Raw genomic sequence first — 15,766 nt, 5'->3', positions numbered from 1 at the left:
GGTAATGATGTTTTTCTAAAAATCGCTGCATATCGTCCGTTGCCTCTGCAGCATTAAATGTAAAAGTCACGGGTTGTTTAACTGATATTGCCTTATTCAACCCTAATTTAAACTGAATAAATTGTTGGGGGCACTTATAGTCCCTTAAATCAACCGTTAACATAGCGAATCAACTGCGTTATTAATATGAATAATAAGTATAAGATGTCAGCATCTTGCGGAAATAAGTCTTTATAATGAGAAACAACTCATTTTTTGCTTAAAACACGCAAAACAATAGTTTATCCTTAATCAATAACTGGTAGTAAAGGAAACATGATGCCTGGCTCGCATAATAAAGCGCAATTACCTGCGAATCCAACTCTTAAAGAGATAAATTGGTATAAAAAACAAATTAACTGGGGCGAGCTGCCGCCTTTTTATCATATGGTGGCATCATCAGTCAGCGAATCAGAAGGGATTTTAGACCACGGTTTTGATAATGCTGTTAAGCGATTAATTGACCCACGTAACTGGAACCTTGATTTATTAGGAGGCCATGTAACCGAAATGGGCGAAATTGTTTGCGAGCAAAAACCACGAATCGCATTACATCAAAGCTTTACAGATCGAGGCTTTGAATTATGGGCTTACCCTTATGCAAAAGATGTTACTGTAGATCAATTTATTAAAGACAACCGCTTTATGGAGTTTAAGGTGTGGGATCCGCACAGCATGAAAAACCTTATTCGCTTTAATCAGCTCCATAAGTTCATTGGTTTTTACTTTGAAAGAGGCGATAAAGCAGACAAAGCATTAATTCTTCATGCCCATAAAGTAGCTCATAAAATCATAACTTTTTTACAACGAGAATTGAACGTTGTTAAGCTAGATGGAGTCACAATAAAAGATTTCTATCAATTGTGCGAAAAAGACAGCCGAGCATGCAGCGACGAAATAGACATAGCAAAAGTCATGTTAGGTGAGCAAATCAACAAGGAATAAGATGCGACTAAAATTAGCCTTTATTACACTATGCAGTGCATTACTGACATTCTCGATACTTCATAGTGAGCCGTTGAAGGCACAAACTAACTTTAAGCTGCCCGATTTAGGGACCTCGGCTTTGCAAGCGTTGCCGATTGAAAAAGAGCAAGCAATCGGTGAAGTGATGATGATGCAAATTCGTGGTTCATCGCCTGTTGTGAATGACCCCGTTCTCGATGAATACCTCACTACTCTGGGCAGACGTTTGGTCGCAAACGCTAACGATGTACGTTTTCCATTTTCATTTTTCTGGCTAAACAATTCAGAAATCAATGCATTTGCATTCTATGGCGGCCATGTAGGTGTGCATACAGGCCTCATCGCACAAGCCGATAACGAAAGCCAATTTGCCTCAGTACTTGGACACGAGATAGCTCACGTCACACAACGCCACTTAGCGCGCCGTATTCAACAGCAACAAGACAACAGCGCATTAACCATCGCAGGCATGATTGCTGGTATTTTGGCTACAGTTGTTGCACCTGATGCCGGAATTGCAATTATTTCAGCGAACCAAACACAAGCGGCATTTAGTCAATTAACGCATAGCCGTGCTGCTGAGCAAGAAGCTGACCGTATTGGTATGCAAACCCTTAATAACGCAGGATTTGACCCCCGCCAATCAAGTGAGTTTTTAACTAAGCTTGCTGCACAAATTCGTTATAAGTATAAGCCGCCAGCATTTTTACTGACTCACCCATTACCAGAAAGTCGTGTATCTGATGTACGCTTACGTGCCGAGCAATACCCAAAAAGACACTATGCTGACAGCCTAGAATTCAATTTGGCTAAAAGCCGAGTGATTGCTCGTTATCAGCAAAAGTCAAAAGCAGCGGAAGATTTGTTTCGTAAATTAATGCGTGCAAATACTGTTCACAACGACACAGCTCTCAAATACGGTTTAGGTATTAGCCTGTTGGATCAGAAAAAGCTTGATGAAGCGGCCGACGTATTGAATCCATTGCTTGAGCAAGATCCAAAAAACTTATTTTATATCGATACCCATACAGACTTACTAATTGCTCAAGGTAAAGCTAACGAGGCTGTAGAATTTTTAGCTAAGTTAGATATCGATAGACCTAACAATCAGGTGATTGCCTTAAACTATGCAAATGCCGCTATTGAAGCAAAACAATTTGACCTTGCGGAGCGTATTCTAAAATCTTACTTGTTAGCAAAACCTGAGAACAATCTAGCCAAAGAGCTCATTGCTGATGTCTATAAAAAGCAAGAAAATATGGCTTCCTACCATGAAGCTCATGCCGATGTGCTCGCTCAATATGGCGCTTATTTAAAAGCAGCCGATGAAATTCAAAAAGCACTAAACTTTGTTGAGCCTGAAGAATTAGTAAAACAACAACGTTTAAAAGCCCTACTTACACAATACCGTCAATTACAAAAAGAGCTTGCGAGACTTTAAGTCTCGCGGCGCTTGCCCTAAAATAAGCCAAAATATTAAATGTGAGAACACACCATGTCTGTGACTATTTATCATAATCCACGTTGTTCAAAATCGCGTGAAACACTTGCCCTATTAGAAAGCAGTAATATTCAACCAAGTGTTGTTGAATACCTAAAAACACCGCTTAATGAACAACAAATTGCGACTTTAATTAGTCAGCTAGGTTTTACTTCAGCGCGTGAATTAATGCGTACTAAAGAAGACATCTACAAAGAGCTTGAGCTTAAAAACGAACAAAATGAAGATAAGTTAATTGCTGCGATGGCTGCCAATCCAAAACTAATCGAGCGCCCAATTGTTGAAAATAAAGGCAAAGCTGCTCTAGGTCGTCCACCAGAAAACGTATTAAGCGTGCTTTAATGGCTATAAACATTGTTGTGCTATACCACTCAAGCCATGGCTCTGTAGAAGCTATGGCTCATGAGATAGCCGAGTCGATTGAGCAACAAGGTGCAACAGCCTTGTTGCGCACTTTTGTTAAGCGTCAGTCACACGATATTATGATCAGCAAAGATGATCTTATTAATTGTGATGGCTTAGCCTTTGGCACTCCTACTCGATTTGGCATGATGGCCTCGCAAGCAAAGAGCTTTTGGGAAACCACCAGTGATCTATGGCTTAAAGGTCAGCTGATAGATAAACCCGCTTGCGTTTTTTCGTCATCAAGCAGCATGCACGGTGGTAATGAAGCAACCTTGTTAAATCTATCACTGCCACTATTACATCACGGTATGATGTTGCTAGGTGTGCCTTATGAAGTACCTGAATTACTAGCGACTGAAACTGGCGGTACGCCATATGGTGCGACTCATGTAGCCGGTAGCAATAACAGTAATGTGTTAAGTAAAGACGAAATTAAAATATGTCAAAGCGTTGGTAAGCGCCTGACACTAATTGCGAGTAAATTACAATGAGCTTGGAACCTGAGTTAAATCAGCCTGTTGCCAAAAAACCAATTACAAAACGATTCCAACGTTTCGCACTGATTGGTTATATCGGCTTATTAGTTTTAATGCCAGTTTGGTTGTTTTTAATTGCCCCAAGAGAAGGCCATAGTAATGCCTTTATCTTTGTTGTATATATCCTGCCTCTGCTGCTACCGCTAAAAGGTATCATTCAAGATAAGCCTTATACCTATGCATGGGCGAACTTTATTGTCATGTTCTATTTCATCCATGGTTTTACATTACTTTGGGTCGCGCAAGAACAGCTGATTTGGGTATTACTTGAATTAACCTTTGCGAGCCTAATGTTCATTGGCTGCACCTATTATGCACGCCATCGCGGACAAGAACTTGGCCTTAAGATACGTAAATTAAAAGAAGAGCTGGCTGAAGAAAAAGCGGCACATGAGCACGACAAATAAACACTTTTATTTAGAAAAATGAAACAAAAAACGGCAACCTAGGTTGCCGTTTTTTATGTCACTTTATATAGTTTTTATGTCTTCACACCAACTCAGCTAAGGTGGCTAGCGCGACAATACTTGCTAGACCCACTTGGCCAATTAAGCTAAACAACGAAAACAATCTTAAAATAAAAAGTCCCCAAGGATGGCGTATATGTGGGTAAAGCGCACATCGTTTCAAGCTTGTCGCAAAGAAAAAACATAAAATTGAAATTAGCGTAAAGCTAAGTGTTAGCTCACTTTTAATCGAAATACTGTCATCAAAAAAGAAGAACAGCTGCACAGGAAGTAACAAAGTTACAATCGCATGTAATAAATGTACCTTTTTAATGCGATCAAACTGCCCTTCAGGTGAAAGCTCTTTGATGCCAAAGTCATGCTCAAGGCACTTCACTAAGCTATCCGCTTTGATACTTACTGCTAATCGGTAGCAACTTAAACCATCATTGTTACGAACTCTAAAGTCATAACCTGCTTTTAGAAGCAGCACAAGTAACGGTCCATTCTCGGCTAAAACTGCATAATGTAATGCCGTATTGCCTTTGTTGTCTTGGGATTTTTTATCTTGATACTCAAGCAAAGTCTCAACAACATTCACATAGCCTTTTTCGGTAGCCCACATAAAGGCTGTTTTACCGTTTGCGTCAGCTAATGCACCGGTTGCACCTTGCTCAATAAACCGCTTTGCCATTGTTTGTTTAGCATTTTCATGGCTTAAGTGAGCAAGTAAAGCTTGTTCAAGTAACGATGCAGAATCAACGTCTGGTGACACGAGCTTAAGCAACGTGAAATAATCTTCGCCATGGGCTACCTTTTCTGCTGCTAGCACAGTTAAAGGTTCAAGATCTGCAACAGACTCTGGAATAAAACCACTAAAGCGTTCTCTAAAGTCAACTTCAGTCCAGAGCTCCAGCACATCGTCCGCAGACATTTTCGCACCTTGATTAAGTACATGCTCTATCACCGTGAAATAGCGACGATTAAATAACTGGTGAATGAGTGTAATAGGTGTTTTAACTGCCGACTGTGCAAATGCGCTGGCGTATTTCTCTAAGCGCTGGCACAGCATTAACACAAGACTCTCAGGGGTGTAGTCGTTTTCTAAAAAGTGCGATTTCATAGCATTAACATAATGCAACGCAGCTTCATCAAACTCAGAAATGTGTTGGAAATAACACTCTTCAAACGGTTCAAGAGGAGTCAACCAAGTGAGGTAGTAAATAGGCGGAAGAACCGTCGCACACACACCGTCATCTTCATTAGTAGAACGACATGCCGGCCAAGCTTCTAAAGCATCTAAAATATAGGCCCCGTTTTGCTCAGCTAATCCTTTGATCAGTAACGGGTATTCCTTTGGCCAAATCAGTACATTTTCCATTAAAAAAACACAACTCCGCTGCACATTATTAGATGTCTTATTAAGCACTCAGTTATAGCAAAATTTAACTGACAGTTTGCTTAATATTGCAACCAATAACATAGTATCTGAACAGATACTTTGGTAAACAAGAAAAGTAGCATGATTCTACCACAGAGGGTTACAGGTGCTAGCGCAAAGTAGGTGATTTTTAAAGAAAATAGAAAAGCAGCGGCACATGGACGGTGCTCACTGCTTGGTTGGAGACTGAAAGTAGCTAAAATGCTCGATGAGGTGAAGGTAATCGAGCTTTAAGCTAACTTACTTACTTGCTAATTCGCTTGTGACTTCGTCGATACCCACTTGACTGATGCGTTGCAATACTTCTTTTTGCTTCGCGCTTAACAGTGAAATGCCTTCAGCAACGATATCGTATACTTTCCACTGCTTATCTTTGCCTTGGCGTAATTTAAAGTGCAAATCGATGGCTGGCGCATTGTCATCAACAATTTGCGTTTTAACTGTTGCATAACCACCGTCGATGAGTTGTGATTGATCAAAAATAACTTTTTGGCCTGTGTATTTCATTAGTGCGCCGGCATAAGTTACTGTTAAGTAATGCTCAACCGCAGCAATAAAATCAACGGCTTGGTCACGGCGTAGGCCTTTAATGTGCTTACCTAAAAGCTTATACGATACAAACTTAATATCCATGTGCGGCAATAAGCGTTTTTCTACAATGCTTGCCATTGCTTCTGAACTTGCATCACCCTTCGCATTTACATTTGCGATATCAACAAATAAATCTGCTGTGACTGATTCTAATAGTTGCTTAGGCGAGCGGTCTTCACTGGCAAAAGCAGTTGCAGTAAAAAGCGCAGCTATAAGCAAAAATGAGTTAACTAGTTTGGTCATCGTATTCACCTCTCAACGAAAATTTTCGCTAATATACCGATATTAAATCCATAAAAAAAGAAACAATCCGACACCGTTTTAATGCCAATTAAGCACCAATCGATTTTTCCCATAGTTTTCAGTCAATTGCTAAAAAATATGAGAATGTGCACAGCTTCTGTGTTTTTACGCACATTGAAAAGCCCCTACCCTCACCCTTATCTACTTGCTCACAGTCATAATGAGAAGTACCGAGATGAAACTAAAGCACCCACTAAAAGCACTTATGTTAAGTGTAGCCGCCCTACTAGCAACACCGACTTATGCCGCTTCAAACCATGGCTATGCCGTTGATTACATCCAAGGTGAAGGTGATGTGAAAGGCTTAAAGCTGGCCTACCAGTACCATATACCCAATGAAAAGCTGCCTTTTCAACACGCCCGTTTGTACTTCGAGTCTAGTTTTAATATTTGGCAGTATGGCAAAGACAACAAACATCAAACTAATATCGTGTTAGCTATGTCTCCGGTGATCCAATACCCTGTATTTAATCTGAAAAACATGCCTGTTTATGTGGAGTTTGGGATTGGTGTTTCACTGTTAGATGACACCCATTTTGCAGGCAAAAACGTTAGTACTCACTATCAGTTTGAAGATAGATTGGGCTTAGTTGCAGACTTAGATGATGACTCAACATTAGCAGTTAGATATTTACATTACTCAAATGCGGGCTTCAAAAACCCTAACCCTGGCCTTGATTTTATTTCACTGTCTTATGCAAGACGATTTTAAGTGCTACTATATCGCTGTGTATATCGGCAGGATTTAAAGATGGAAACTTGGCAAATTATAGCCATTGTTGTTGCCGTATTTGGTGTGGTAGTTGGTAACCTTATGTTGCTAAAACATGCAGCAAAAATGGACTTCAAAGTGCCTAAAAGCGATGATAATGAAGATAAAAAAAGCCCTGATGAATAATCAGGGCTTTTCTATTTAAACTTTTAGCTTTGTTTACACTAACCAATGTGCCATTAAGACAATCACCGGTAATGTTACTAAGGTTCTTAAAATAAATATGAAGAACAATTCGATAATATTAACCGGGATTTTGCTACCTAAAAGCAGTGCACCTACTTCCGACATATAAATCAATTGCGTCACACTCATTGCAGCAATGATAAAGCGTGTTACATCACTTTCGATACTACCAGCCGCAAGAATCGACGGAATAAACATATCAGCAAAGCCAACCATAATTGTTTGTGCAGCAGCTTCAGCTTCTGGTACTTGTAATAGCTCTAAGAATGGAACAAAAGGTTTGCCCATATATTCAAAAATTGGCGTATATTCAGCAATAATCAAAGCAAATGTGCCCACAGCCATAACCACAGGTAATACAGCAAATACCATATCAAATGCGTTATGTAAGCCTTCTTTCACTGTACCAGCAAAACCCGGTGCAGTGCGTGCTTTAGCAAGTGCCACGTCAAGTGAGTGAGAAACCAATGTTTTACCTTCAGGTACTGATTCTGCGTCTTTATCAGGCTCAGTTCCATCTACATAGAGATCTTTTTTAAAGCGTAGCGGTGGTAAGCGAGGCACAATTAGCGCAGCTGCTAAACCCGCTAAACACACCGTTAAATAAAACGGTGCAAATAGGTGTTCAAGCTTTACTTGACCAATAACAACTAAACAAAAGGTAATTGATACAGCTGAGAAAGTGGTACCAATAATGGCTGCTTCACGTTGTGTATAATGTTTATCTTCATACTGACGAGCGGTCATCAAAATACCTACACTACCATCACCTAACCAAGATGCCACACAGTTAACTGCACTTCGACCAGGAACACCAAAAAGTGGGCGCATAACCTTAGTTAATAACGTACCCACTAGCTCTAGGAGACCGAAATTTAATAATAACGGTAATAATAACCCCGCTAAAACAAACACAGAAAACAATACGGGCAGCAAGTCGTTTAATACTAACGCACCAGTATTCCCTGAAATAATCATTTCAGGACCTTGCTTCGTGTAAGTCAGAATAATAAATATCATGCCCAGTAACCGAACACTCAGCCACAGCCAACTAACATCAAATAAGTGTTTAATGATAAAAAACTTAAGTAATGGCTGTGGTTTAAACAGCTTTATTATCAAAGATAAAACACCGGTGATACAAACGATACTGGTGATTAAACCCAATGCAAATGGGGCAATCCACTCTTGCACTGCTTTTGCCATAACAGCAATCGGAATAGTCATTGCTTCACCTATGGGTACCGGCGTCATAAACAAAAAGACACCTATAAGTGAAGGAACGAAAAAGGTAAACAAGGTTCGCAAGTCACTGCGATTTGCTGTGTTTAAGTTAGACATATTTTCAACCTGTAAAAACCACAAAAAGAGCGGCGAAGCTCTTTTTGTGGTGGTTTTAACTTTTTTAATTATTAAATATTGATACCGCGTTGACGCAGTGCATTTTCTAATGCTTGCTGGAGGTCATTCATTGTACCAGGCTCTAATGTCGAACCTTCAGAGTCCATCCAAGTTAAACTTGTACCGCCATCATTGGTACGGCTAACAAGAATTTGATATTGGCCTTCTTCAATTGGTAGCTCAGCTAGTTCTTCACCCCAAATTGAATCCCATACGCTTGACTCAGGCTTTTTGTAATCAGCCGTAATCAAACCACGTTCTTGGTCAATCTCTACGATAGTGAAAGATAATCGCTCTAAGAAACCAGAGAAACGATCAAACACCATGTTGTAATCTTGCTCAGTAACCAGTGCCCCATTACCTTTGTTATCAAAGCCCATTTCTAATGAAATAATGCCTTGTTGTTTACGCATTTCAACTTCTAGTTGACGGTAACGGTAATCAAACTCAGCAATCACTTGGTTTAAAGCACGTACTTCAAGTTGTTGCTGTAGTAATGGTGTTAACGGTACTGAGTCGCTTTTATAATCAGCAAGTTTAGCTGTTAAAGAAGCTGTACGCTGATGCGACTTTTCTTCAATAGTAAATATAAAACGTTGTTGTGATACTTCGGTTTCGCTTTCCCAAAACCAACCTTCTTCAGGTTTAATAATCGCATACCAACCTGTTTCAATTGAATTTGATGCTTTATCTTCTTTCAAAGCTGCGGTATTTTTTTCAGCTAGAACGGCTTTTATAGAGTTCCAGATAAATACATCTAAATCTTCTATACCATCGTTTTTATCAAAATAGACCCGCGCTTCAGTGTCACCTTCTTCAACCCAAGTACCTTGAGCAATGGTAATAACTTGCGCTGGCGGACGATAGTTTTTAGCTTCAGGATTATTGTCATATTGCGCAACATCCATTTTATATGTTGGATCTAGAGCTGGTTGCGCTAAACCTGCTGGTGCTTTGACCGGTTCATTTGCTCGATAATTACGTTTTTGATGTGCTTCGTCGGTAAATACACCACACCCTGTTAAACTTACCATTACGCTTACAGCAAGCGCCTTTGAGATCCAATACTGCACAGATATTTCTCCTTAGCAAACCCTTAATTTTTTTAACAAATATATGAGTGGGTAATGCCGATTTGGTTCACTGTAAAATCACTTTTAACTTTACATTTATAGTTTTTATGCAAAAAACCCGAATAGATTCGGCTAGCGTAACGTATTTGTTTGCTTGTCGCCTTGCAAAATTTTAACTATGGTACTTTCAGATGCCCCTAAAAACAAGAAAGAGCGCACTTTATTCACGGCTTAATTAATCGTCGCTATCGTTAACGATGCAAATTATGTTAAACTTCGCCGCCGTGCGGTATTAAACTCACGTGAAATCAAAGCTTACTCAAGCTTATATCCATTGGTATTGTTAATTACTAGGTATTTAAAATTCCATGACTGCTTTTACAAATCATCAGATAGTGCTCACTGCGATTGGCGAAGATAGACCCGGTATCGTTAGCGAATTAACTCAGTTAGTGAGTGATTGCCATTGCAATATAATTGACAGTCGCATTGCTATTTTGGGCAACGAGTTTACCTTTATCATGCTGTTAGCAGGTGATATGTCGGCCATTAGCCGCATTGAGCATACATTGCCAACTAAAGGCATGGAACTTGGCCTTTTAACCATGATGAAACGCACAGCAAGTCATGTTGCATGTGAATTTTGCGCCGGTTACACCCTCGAATACACAGGTATTGATACACCTGGAACATTAAGTAAAGTTACGCGCTTTTTTGCTGACAATAACATCAGCATTTGTTCACTTAAATCTGATACGTACGACGAAGGTGATGAGCTAAAAATGCGTTGTGAGCTAGAGTTTAATATTCCCGTTGAAGTCGATATTGATAACTTTAAAGTGAGCTTTGAAGATCTTTCTCGCAGTTTGAACGTAGATTATATTTTCAGACGCATTCGCTAAGGAGCAAAGCATGAAAACAATTAATCCATTACAGGCCGGTGATACAGCCCCTGCTTTTAGTTTACAAAATCAAAATGATGAAACCGTTGTATTAACTGATCTTTTGAAAGACCAGCAAGTACTGGTTTATTTCTACCCTAAGGCATCGACACCAGGTTGTACTGTGCAAGCAGAAAACTTACGTAATGAAAAAGCCGAGCTTGCGAAATTAAACACACGTGTCGTGGGTATCAGCCCAGACCCAATAAAGCGTTTAAAGAATTTTGAAACCAAAAAAGAGCTTAATTTTGACTTATTAGCTGACGAAGATCACGCTATTGCAGATGCGTTTGGTATTTGGGGTTATAAGAAGTTTATGGGTAAGGAGTACGAAGGTATTCATCGTATAAGCTTTCTTGTAGGCCAAGACGGTAAAATCAAGCATGTGTTTGATAAATTCAAAACCAAAGACCATCATCAGGTTGTGTTGGATTATTTAGCGCAGAATTAGTAGCGATAAGCTAAAAAGTAAAAAGCGTTGCCATGGTGCAACGCTTTTTTTGTTTTTGAAGGATAATGACTCAATTGACAAACTTTCATAAATAGCAGATAAAATAGGAACAATTGCTGCATTTTAAATGAACGATTAAATAACTTCCTAAAAATAATAAAAACAGGGATGTAAGATGATTTTTGAAATTTTAACTCACACACCACTTTGGGTTTATGGTCTGTTTGTTGGCCTTATTTTCGTTGGTTGGCAACAAACTCATGACCGCTTTGTAAAGCAACCCACGTTATTGATACTGCCGATGGGCATGCTTGCTTTATCATATTTTGGTGCGACTTCAAGCTTTGGTTATAGCTTAACTATTATGCTGCTCTGGCTAGTTGGCGTTTTAATCAGTACGCTTATTGGTTTATTCCTGTTTTCAGCTTCATCAGCAAGTTATCAAGTCCAAAGCGCCTCATTTAAAGTGCCTGGTAGTTGGTGGCCGATGATATTCATCATGGCTATCTTCTTCACCAAATATGCGGTGGGTGTCTTAACAAGTATTCAACCAGAGCTTTTTACTAATACCGCTCTAGTGTTATCTCTTGCCGCTTTTTACGGCATTTTATCGGGCACTTTCATCGCCCGCGCAATTAGAGTGTTAAAGGTAAAAAGTGGATACTAGGAACTAGCCAGATAAACTAGCTAATTCCTAAATATTTATGTACTTGAACTGATAAACGCCAGTTCTTTGCAATACAGGTTTCAATGGCAAGTTTAGTTGCTGAGGTCTTTTGGCTAATTGGTTGAAGGTACACTAGACGCGGATTAACACCTGTTTTTAAGAATAAATCTTCTAGCTCTTCAACATGCTTTTGCATTGCCACTGGGTGTTTAATTTCATCAGCGCGCTGCATAGCGCTGCGTAATACTTTGTAACCGCCACGCATATTAATCTTCGGTGATACGGTCACCCATGTTTGTTCAGGGACTAAAATCTCAAATGTGCCGCTGGTTTCAATTTGAGTCGAATAACCATTTGCGTGTAATAACTCACACACTGGATTTAGGTCGTACATGCAAGGCTCACCACCTGTGATCACCACATGTTTTGCGTTGTAGCCACGTTCTTTAAATAGCGCTAACACTTGCTCCGCAGTTGCTTCTGCCCAATGATCTGAGTCTGCTTTTTTCTCAACCGTGTCATCAAGTGACACTTTATATACATTATCAACGTCCCATGTTTGTTTTGTATCACACCAAGCACAGCCTACAGGGCAGCCTTGTAAACGTAAAAAGATTGAAGGTGTACCAGTAAAACTTGCTTCACCTTGAATTGTTTCAAACACTTCGTTAATTTTGTACAAAAGAGATCTCACTTACGACGCAACGATATATAATGCATACCATCAAAAAACCAAAAACACGCGCAAAAATTGTTATTTAGGCCCGAGCCGTGTAGTATATCGCGCCCTGAAGTAAACCTCTATCAAAAGTAAGAGCAAAACAGATATGACGCAAAAAGTAGTTGTGATTTATTCCGGCGGTATGGACTCTTTTACCGTATTAAATAAAGCCCTGCAACAAGGCCACGAAGTATATGCCCTGTCGTTCGACTACGGCCAGCGTCATGTTAAAGAGCTTAAAGTAGCTGCTCAAGTGTGTGAAAAATTAGGTGTTTCTCACAAGATTGTTGATATTTCAGCTATCAATCAATTGATTGGGGGCTCATCACTGACCGATGATATCGATGTGCCAGAGGGTCACTACGAAGAAGAAAGCATGAAGAGCACAATAGTGCCAAACCGCAACATGATCTTACTATCACTTGCAGTGGGTTATGCGGTGTCTTTAAAAGCCAGCAAAGTTTACTATGGCGCACATTCTGGTGATCATGCAATTTATCCTGACTGTCGCCCTGAATTCGTTCAAAAAATGGATGATGTTTGCCGTATTGCCAACTACGACGCTGTTGAGATTTTCAGTCCATATTTAAACAATACTAAAATCGATATTTTAACAGACGGCTTAAAAATGGGTCTTGATTACAGCCAAACTTGGACATGCTACAACGGCCGTGACAAAGCCTGTGGCAAATGTGGTGCTTGTCAAGAGCGCTTGGAAGCCTTTGCACTTAATAACGTTACCGATCCTATCGAATACGAATAAACAAAAAAGGCTATCAAAGATTTGATAGCCTTTTTAAAGACACATTTGGTAAAAATTTAAAGTCCAAACGGTTGCGTCAATGCTCTATTAACTAAATAAACGCTCAAACCAGTTTTTATCTAGATCTGCTTCACACTTTTTAAGTTGCGCGCCATAACGGCTAGCTCGATGTTTAACTTTATTTGCAACACTCATTAACCACTTTTTACTTTTATAAGTACCACGCTTATAGCCGCCCCATCCTTCATGGTAATTTAGGTATTGTGCGTACGCGTCCCATTTCGATACACCATTTACTTTATGAGTTTTGTAAACAAACCACGCCATAAAGTCGATAGCATCATCAAAATCATCCCTGTCTGCACCGCTGTTGCCTGTTTCTCGGATGTAATCTGACCAAGTAGGTGTTTTCGCTTGTGAATAGCCATAGGCAGAACTGGCACGACCTATTGGAATAACCCATAAGAAGTATTCCATTGGCGGAGCAGCATCATGACGAAATGAGCTTTCTTGATACATCATGCTCATTAGCACATGTTTAGGCGATCCCCATTTTTCTTGAGCATCGCGGGCATCGTAGTACCAATCAGGCTTTTCTTCAAAAATCTTACAGATATCATGGGGTTGCTCTGGAGGAGCGGTTGCACATCCAGCCAATGATGCGGCCAGCGATAAAATAATTATACTTTTTTTCATTTTTTTTTGGATCTCGCTGAACTTTTTCTTATCAGGTCAGTCTGAACTTATGAATGCAGCAGTATAGCATTGTTTCATCCCTGAAGAATCTTTGACGCAGCCACCATAGGCTGCGTTTTTTTATGTCTTCACCTTACTAAGCTTTAGCAAAATAGTCATCTAAAAAAGCAGTAAACGTTTCGCTATCGGCAGCTTTAACTTCACGCTCTTTAAGCACAGAGTCAGCAGCTTGTTTCGCTAAAAATGCATGATCATAAAATTGATACTGTGACGCAAGATGGCTTTGCTTGTACTGCTGTGCAAGTGCTAATGCAAAATTACCATTATCTAGGTTCTCTTTTGCAAGTGTTGCTACGTATTTGCCAGAGTATGTTTTTCTAGGATCTTGTACCCAGGTTGCAAGCTCAGCAATAGTTTCACTGTAATAACTTACCCCGTATGCATTATCCATATAACATGCAACGGCAGTTAAATTACTAAAAATTGTTTTAGCCCAATCTGTCAGGCGAACTATTTCGCCTTGCTTGTTAAGTGTTAATTCTGGATCTCGGCCTTCATTAACAACCGCATCGAGGTTGGTAGTGCTCAACTTTTGTTCTTGCCAATCCATCTCTGGAGAGTCATTTAATAAGCAGTAAGTTAGGAATACGTCTAAAAAGCGTATTTGCTGTAAGTCGATACCCGTTTCACTAAATGGGTTAACATCTAATGCCCTTACCTCAATGTATTCTATACCACCACGAAGTAATGCATCTGTAGGAGTTTCGCCTGATGCTGCGTTGCGCTTAGGACGAATTGGTGAATAAAACTCATTTTCGATTTGCAGAATATTTTTGTTTAACTGCTTTGGTTCAGCACTTGTGTAATCATCAATATGGTCATAAATATCAGATGGCGTATGAATCGCTTCTTTTAAACCTGCTACATATTCTTCTAATGAGTTGTACATAACACGCAAAGACGATTGCGCACTGTTGGTATAACCAAGGTTCCCCAAACGCAGCGCAGTGCCAACTTCTAAGTAAAGAGTACCTTTACCTAGTTTTTTAAATGGTAAGTCTGTTTCGCGCCCTTGCAAAAATGAACTACACAATGCTGGCGATGCACCAAATAAAAAGCTGATCAACCAAAGCTCACGTTTAAAGTTACGAATAAGTCCCAAATACCCATTCGAAATAGAATCAGCGAGTGTGCCTTGGCTGCCGTTTAAACTATACAAGCTTTGCCATAAGCTCTCAGGAAAAGAAATATTAAAATGCACACCAGCAATTGCTTGCATCATACTGCCATAGCGATTCTTTAAACCTTCACGATAAAGTGTTTTCATGCGGCCAATATTTGAGTCACCAAACTGTGCCAGTACGATGTCGTCTTGATGCTCAATAAAACACGGCATGCTGATAGGCCATAAGAGCTCATCATCCATCTGAGACAAGGTGAACTTTTGCAGATCTTTTAGCTGAGCTAAGGTTTGCTCTGCAGACGTACTTACCGGTGTAATAAATTCTAATAGCGATTCCGAAAAATCAGTGGTGACATGATCATTAGTTAAAGCGCTACCAACGCCTTTTGGATGACCTTGCTGTGAGATAACACCATTTGGTTTGATCCTTAATGCTTCTCGCTCGATACCACGTTTAATCCCATTAATTGCGTTAGGAAATTGTACTGTTAACGCCTCTAGCGTTTTATTTAAATCATGTTTTATCAAAAATGCTTCCTCGAGCCACGTGGCTGTAATCCTAAGTGTATGGGGGCAAAAAGTAATTACTCAAGTCAGAAAAATCAGTTTCATTTAGTACCCGTTCACTTGATGCTCAATCTTGCCATTGTGAGGGACAATATACAATTGCTTTGGCGGCACTTC

18 protein-coding genes are annotated in these 15,766 nt (G+C 39.8%); 11 read left to right on the top strand and 7 right to left on the bottom strand.

Features of this window, described 5'->3' with window-relative positions; all coding sequences use genetic code 11:
- Positions 1-318: 318 nt before the first annotated feature.
- From HYD28_08215 to HYD28_08195, 5 genes are read left to right on the top strand one after another with little or no spacing between them, the layout of a single operon-like run.
- Positions 319-984, top strand: coding sequence for a hypothetical protein (locus tag HYD28_08215; protein QLE10516.1), 666 nt, complete (start codon positions 319-321; stop codon positions 982-984).
- Position 985: 1 nt separating this feature from the next.
- Positions 986-2,446, top strand: coding sequence for a M48 family metallopeptidase (locus tag HYD28_08210; GenBank protein QLE08962.1), 1,461 nt, complete (start codon positions 986-988; stop codon positions 2,444-2,446).
- 54 nt (positions 2,447-2,500) lie between these two features.
- Positions 2,501-2,848, top strand: coding sequence for an arsenate reductase (glutaredoxin) (gene arsC / locus HYD28_08205; protein ID QLE08961.1), 348 nt, complete (start codon positions 2,501-2,503; stop codon positions 2,846-2,848).
- Positions 2,848-3,402 carry an NAD(P)H:quinone oxidoreductase gene (wrbA, locus tag HYD28_08200; GenBank protein QLE08960.1) on the top strand — a complete coding sequence of 185 codons (555 nt, stop codon included), beginning with the start codon at positions 2,848-2,850 and terminating at the stop codon, positions 3,400-3,402. The genes arsC and wrbA overlap by 1 nt, the downstream gene beginning before the upstream one ends.
- Entirely contained in the window at positions 3,399-3,854 is a 456-nt protein-coding gene (locus HYD28_08195) for a DUF2069 domain-containing protein (protein ID QLE08959.1), read from the top strand. The genes wrbA and HYD28_08195 overlap by 4 nt, the downstream gene beginning before the upstream one ends.
- Before the next feature lie 82 nt (positions 3,855-3,936).
- On the opposite strand, the gene HYD28_08190 is transcribed toward HYD28_08195, so the two are convergent.
- Positions 3,937-5,274, bottom strand: a complete 1,338-nt coding sequence (locus HYD28_08190) for an ankyrin repeat domain-containing protein (protein QLE08958.1) — start codon at positions 5,272-5,274, stop codon at positions 3,937-3,939.
- 300 nt (positions 5,275-5,574) lie between these two features.
- A complete protein-coding gene (locus tag HYD28_08185; GenBank protein ID QLE08957.1) occupies positions 5,575-6,168 on the bottom strand; it encodes an ABC transporter substrate-binding protein in 594 nt (197 codons plus the stop codon).
- Positions 6,169-6,403: 235 nt separating this feature from the next.
- Between HYD28_08185 and HYD28_08180 the strand changes: the two genes are divergently transcribed.
- Both HYD28_08180 and HYD28_08175 read left to right on the top strand, forming a co-directional pair.
- Positions 6,404-6,940 carry an acyloxyacyl hydrolase gene (locus HYD28_08180; protein QLE08956.1) on the top strand — a complete coding sequence of 179 codons (537 nt, stop codon included), beginning with the start codon at positions 6,404-6,406 and terminating at the stop codon, positions 6,938-6,940.
- Between the two features lie 39 nt (positions 6,941-6,979).
- Positions 6,980-7,126 carry a DUF2897 family protein gene (locus HYD28_08175; GenBank protein ID QLE08955.1) on the top strand — a complete coding sequence of 49 codons (147 nt, stop codon included), beginning with the start codon at positions 6,980-6,982 and terminating at the stop codon, positions 7,124-7,126.
- A gap of 33 nt (positions 7,127-7,159) precedes the next feature.
- Here the strand turns inward: HYD28_08175 and HYD28_08170 are convergent, their stop codons facing one another.
- On the bottom strand, positions 7,160-8,527 hold the full coding sequence (locus HYD28_08170) for a YjiH family protein (GenBank protein ID QLE08954.1): 1,368 nt from the start codon (positions 8,525-8,527) through the stop codon (positions 7,160-7,162).
- Positions 8,528-8,598: 71 nt separating this feature from the next.
- A complete protein-coding gene (bamC, locus tag HYD28_08165; protein QLE08953.1) occupies positions 8,599-9,660 on the bottom strand; it encodes an outer membrane protein assembly factor BamC in 1,062 nt (353 codons plus the stop codon).
- A gap of 368 nt (positions 9,661-10,028) precedes the next feature.
- Here bamC and HYD28_08160 point away from each other — a divergent pair, with 368 nt between their 5' ends.
- The 3 genes from HYD28_08160 to HYD28_08150 all read left to right on the top strand — a co-directional run bounded on the left by HYD28_08160 (position 10,029) and on the right by HYD28_08150 (position 11,719).
- Positions 10,029-10,562, top strand: a complete 534-nt coding sequence (locus tag HYD28_08160; protein ID QLE08952.1) for a glycine cleavage system transcriptional repressor — start codon at positions 10,029-10,031, stop codon at positions 10,560-10,562.
- A gap of 10 nt (positions 10,563-10,572) precedes the next feature.
- Entirely contained in the window at positions 10,573-11,052 is a 480-nt protein-coding gene (gene bcp / locus HYD28_08155) for a thioredoxin-dependent thiol peroxidase (GenBank protein ID QLE08951.1), read from the top strand.
- 175 nt (positions 11,053-11,227) lie between these two features.
- Positions 11,228-11,719, top strand: a complete 492-nt coding sequence (locus HYD28_08150) for a hypothetical protein (protein QLE08950.1) — start codon at positions 11,228-11,230, stop codon at positions 11,717-11,719.
- 16 nt (positions 11,720-11,735) lie between these two features.
- Here the strand turns inward: HYD28_08150 and queE are convergent, their stop codons facing one another.
- Positions 11,736-12,401, bottom strand: coding sequence for a 7-carboxy-7-deazaguanine synthase QueE (queE, locus tag HYD28_08145; protein ID QLE08949.1), 666 nt, complete (start codon positions 12,399-12,401; stop codon positions 11,736-11,738).
- 145 nt (positions 12,402-12,546) lie between these two features.
- On the opposite strand from queE, the gene queC reads away from it, so the two are divergent.
- Positions 12,547-13,203, top strand: a complete 657-nt coding sequence (queC, locus tag HYD28_08140; GenBank protein QLE08948.1) for a 7-cyano-7-deazaguanine synthase QueC — start codon at positions 12,547-12,549, stop codon at positions 13,201-13,203.
- Positions 13,204-13,290: 87 nt separating this feature from the next.
- Here queC and HYD28_08135 read toward each other — a convergent pair whose 3' ends face one another.
- Complete coding sequence (locus HYD28_08135; protein QLE08947.1) at positions 13,291-13,899, bottom strand: hypothetical protein; 609 nt, start codon at positions 13,897-13,899, stop codon at positions 13,291-13,293.
- 136 nt (positions 13,900-14,035) lie between these two features.
- Positions 14,036-15,610 (bottom strand): glutamate--cysteine ligase, encoded by a 1,575-nt coding sequence (locus HYD28_08130; protein ID QLE08946.1) that lies wholly within the window; start codon positions 15,608-15,610, stop codon positions 14,036-14,038.
- Positions 15,611-15,766 lie beyond the last annotated feature (156 nt).

It is taken from the genome of Pseudoalteromonas shioyasakiensis (assembly GCA_013391845.1).
GTDB lineage: Bacteria > Pseudomonadota > Gammaproteobacteria > Enterobacterales > Alteromonadaceae > Pseudoalteromonas > Pseudoalteromonas apostichopi.
The sequence above is the reverse complement of the archived record's forward strand: the minus strand, read 5'-3'. Positions and strand labels throughout refer to the sequence as shown.

Bases quoted from the DNA above. Each gene is read 5' to 3' on its own strand.
- HYD28_08215 (QLE10516.1), top strand. From the start codon at position 319: ATGCCTGGCTCGCATAATAAAGCGCAATTACCTGCGAATCCAACTCTT.
- HYD28_08210 (QLE08962.1), top strand. From the start codon at position 986: ATGCGACTAAAATTAGCCTTTATTACACTATGCAGTGCATTACTGACA.
- arsC (QLE08961.1), top strand. From the start codon at position 2,501: ATGTCTGTGACTATTTATCATAATCCACGTTGTTCAAAATCGCGTGAA.
- wrbA (QLE08960.1), top strand. From the start codon at position 2,848: ATGGCTATAAACATTGTTGTGCTATACCACTCAAGCCATGGCTCTGTA.
- HYD28_08195 (QLE08959.1), top strand. From the start codon at position 3,399: ATGAGCTTGGAACCTGAGTTAAATCAGCCTGTTGCCAAAAAACCAATT.
- HYD28_08190 (QLE08958.1), bottom strand. From the start codon at position 5,274: ATGGAAAATGTACTGATTTGGCCAAAGGAATACCCGTTACTGATCAAA.
- HYD28_08185 (QLE08957.1), bottom strand. From the start codon at position 6,168: ATGACCAAACTAGTTAACTCATTTTTGCTTATAGCTGCGCTTTTTACT.
- HYD28_08180 (QLE08956.1), top strand. From the start codon at position 6,404: ATGAAACTAAAGCACCCACTAAAAGCACTTATGTTAAGTGTAGCCGCC.
- HYD28_08175 (QLE08955.1), top strand. From the start codon at position 6,980: ATGGAAACTTGGCAAATTATAGCCATTGTTGTTGCCGTATTTGGTGTG.
- HYD28_08170 (QLE08954.1), bottom strand. From the start codon at position 8,527: ATGTCTAACTTAAACACAGCAAATCGCAGTGACTTGCGAACCTTGTTT.
- HYD28_08160 (QLE08952.1), top strand. From the start codon at position 10,029: ATGACTGCTTTTACAAATCATCAGATAGTGCTCACTGCGATTGGCGAA.
- bcp (QLE08951.1), top strand. From the start codon at position 10,573: ATGAAAACAATTAATCCATTACAGGCCGGTGATACAGCCCCTGCTTTT.
- HYD28_08150 (QLE08950.1), top strand. From the start codon at position 11,228: ATGATTTTTGAAATTTTAACTCACACACCACTTTGGGTTTATGGTCTG.
- queC (QLE08948.1), top strand. From the start codon at position 12,547: ATGACGCAAAAAGTAGTTGTGATTTATTCCGGCGGTATGGACTCTTTT.
- HYD28_08135 (QLE08947.1), bottom strand. From the start codon at position 13,899: ATGAAAAAAAGTATAATTATTTTATCGCTGGCCGCATCATTGGCTGGA.